Raw genomic sequence first — 2,378 nt, forward strand, 5'->3', positions numbered from 1 at the left:
GGCTGGGCTGACCCCGGCCGGCTCCGCGCGCTCCGCCGCCCGCTCGCGCGAGCGCGGGACCGTCGCCCGCCAGAGCCGGAGGCACGCGGTGAGAGTCGCGGCGACCAGCAGACCGTTGCGTACGAAGAGCAGCGCGACGCCGAGCGGATCGCCTCCCACCACATGCGAGAACAGGACCGGGAACTCCAGCAGGGTGACCGCCGTCGCGGCCAGCACCAGCCACGCCGGGAGCGCCATCCGGCTGCTCCGCAGCGTCAGACAGGCGGCGGCCAGACCGACCAGCCAGAGCATGTACTGCGGGCTGATCACCCGGCTCGTGGTGGTGAACAGCAGCACCGCCGCGAAGGCCGCGTCGTACGGAGTGCTCGCGCCGAACTCGCGCGCCTTGAGCCGCCATACGAGCAGCCAGCCGACGGCCAGGGCGGTCAGGCCCAGCGCGGCCGTGCTGACCAGCGGGACATACGGTCCGACGAACTCCACGGAGCCGTAGTTGAGCAGCGCTCCGCCGCTCCAGCCGAAGTGCCGCGCCACCTGGAAGACCAGGGCGCCCAGCGACTCGATCTCGGTGCCTCGGTCGCGCTGGAAGGTGAGAAAGGCCAGCGCGCCGGGCATCGCGACACAGCAGACCACGGTCAGCGCGACCGCCGTGACGGCCGCGGCGGTCCATGTCCTGCGCGTGGCCCGGCCGCGCGGTGTGCCCACCAGCAGCAGCACCGGCCAGACCTTCAGCAGCGCGCCGAATCCGGCGAGCGCGCCCATCAGCCGAGGTCTGCGCACTCCCGCGAGCAGCGCGGCGACCGCCACCGCCGTCACCATCAGGTCGTACCGCGCGTACGAGGTCGGCCCCAGCAGCGGCACTCCCGCGATCCAGATCCACGCGCCCCGGTACGACCGGCCCGTGCCCCGGGCGGCCCGCAGCAGCAGCGCGAAGGCCACCGCGTCACAGAGGAGCGCCAGCACGAAGAAGGCGGCGGCATAGCCGAGGAACGGCAGGACGGCGGGCGCCAGGATCGGCAGGGCCGCGGCGGGCGGATACTGCCAGGTCACATCGTCCAGCGGATAGGTGCCGGTCCTCAGCACCTCGTACCAGCCCTGGTAGATCACCGAGACATCGCCGGTGACGTCGGGCCCCGGCACGGAGACGACCTTGAAGACACAGAGCAGCAGAACAGCCCTGGTGAGGATCCACACCGCGACCGGGAGCCGTGTGCCGTGCGTGCCCGCCATGACCACCTCGTCCGCTTCATGTGCTTCGTGCGCTTCGTTCCTGATCGCGGGAGTCATGATGCCGGGCGGGACCGCGCCCGAGCCATCAGGCAGGGCCGTTGGGTACTGTCGGCGGCGATGCACAAGACACTGATCGTGACCAACGACTTCCCGCCCAGGCCGGGCGGCATCCAGGCGTTCCTGCACAACATGGCGCTGCGGCTGGATCCCGAGCGGCTCGTGGTCTACGCCTCGACCTGGAAGCGCGGCAAGGAGGGCGCGGAGGCGACCGCCGCCTTCGACGCCGAGCAGCCGTTCACCGTCGTACGGGACCGTACGACGATGCTGCTGCCGACTCCGCGCGTCACGCGCAGAGCGGTCGGGCTGCTGCGTGAACACGGCTGTGAGTCGGTGTGGTTCGGCGCGGCGGCGCCGCTCGGGCTGATGGCCCCGGCGCTGCGGAAGGCCGGTGCGCGGCGGCTGGTGGCCACCACGCACGGCCACGAGGCCGGCTGGGCGCAGCTTCCCGCCTCACGGCGGCTTCTGCGGCGGATCGGCGAGTCCACGGACACGATCACCTATCTCGGTGAGTACACCCGCTCCCGTATCGCCGGCGCGCTCACTCCCGAGGCCGCGGCGCGCATGGTGCGGCTGCCGCCGGGCGTGGACGAGAAGACCTTCCACCCGGGCTCGGGCGGCGCGGCCGTGCGCGAGCGGCTCGGGCTCACGGACCGGCCCGTCGTCGTCTGTGTCTCGCGGCTCGTGTCGCGCAAGGGCCAGGACACGCTGATCCTCGCGCTGCCCGCGATCCTGGCGCGGGTGCCGGACGCGGTGCTGCTGATCGTGGGCGGCGGACCGTACGAGGGCGAGCTGCGCAAGCTGGCGGACCGGACCGGGGTCGCCGGTTCCGTACGCTTCACCGGCGCCGTTCCCTGGGCCGAACTGCCCGCCCACTTCGGCGCGGGCGATGTCTTCGCGATGCCCTGCCGTACGCGGCGCGGCGGGCTGGACGTCGAGGGCCTCGGCATCGTCTATCTGGAGGCCTCGGCCACGGGGCTGCCGGTGGTCGCGGGCGACTCGGGAGGCGCGCCGGACGCGGTGCTGGACGGCGAGACGGGCTGGGTGGTGCGGGGCGGGCCGCCGGCGGTGGCGGCGGCGGAGTCGGCGGAGCG

At 73.3% G+C, this 2,378-nt stretch carries 2 protein-coding genes; one reads left to right on the top strand and one right to left on the bottom strand.

The window, feature by feature from the left end; genetic code table 11:
- Positions 1–1,227: glycosyltransferase 87 family protein (locus tag GA0115259_RS35815; protein WP_107469383.1), on the bottom strand; the 1,227-nt coding region annotated here is incomplete at its 3' end.
- Positions 1,228–1,344: 117 nt separating this feature from the next.
- Here GA0115259_RS35815 and GA0115259_RS35820 point away from each other — a divergent pair.
- A partial coding sequence (locus GA0115259_RS35820) for a glycosyltransferase family 4 protein (protein ID WP_093604575.1) occupies positions 1,345–2,378 on the top strand: 1,034 nt, incomplete at its 3' end.

Origin of the sequence: Streptomyces sp. MnatMP-M17, from assembly GCF_900091995.1 — a bacterium.
Lineage (GTDB): Bacteria > Actinomycetota > Actinomycetes > Streptomycetales > Streptomycetaceae > Streptomyces.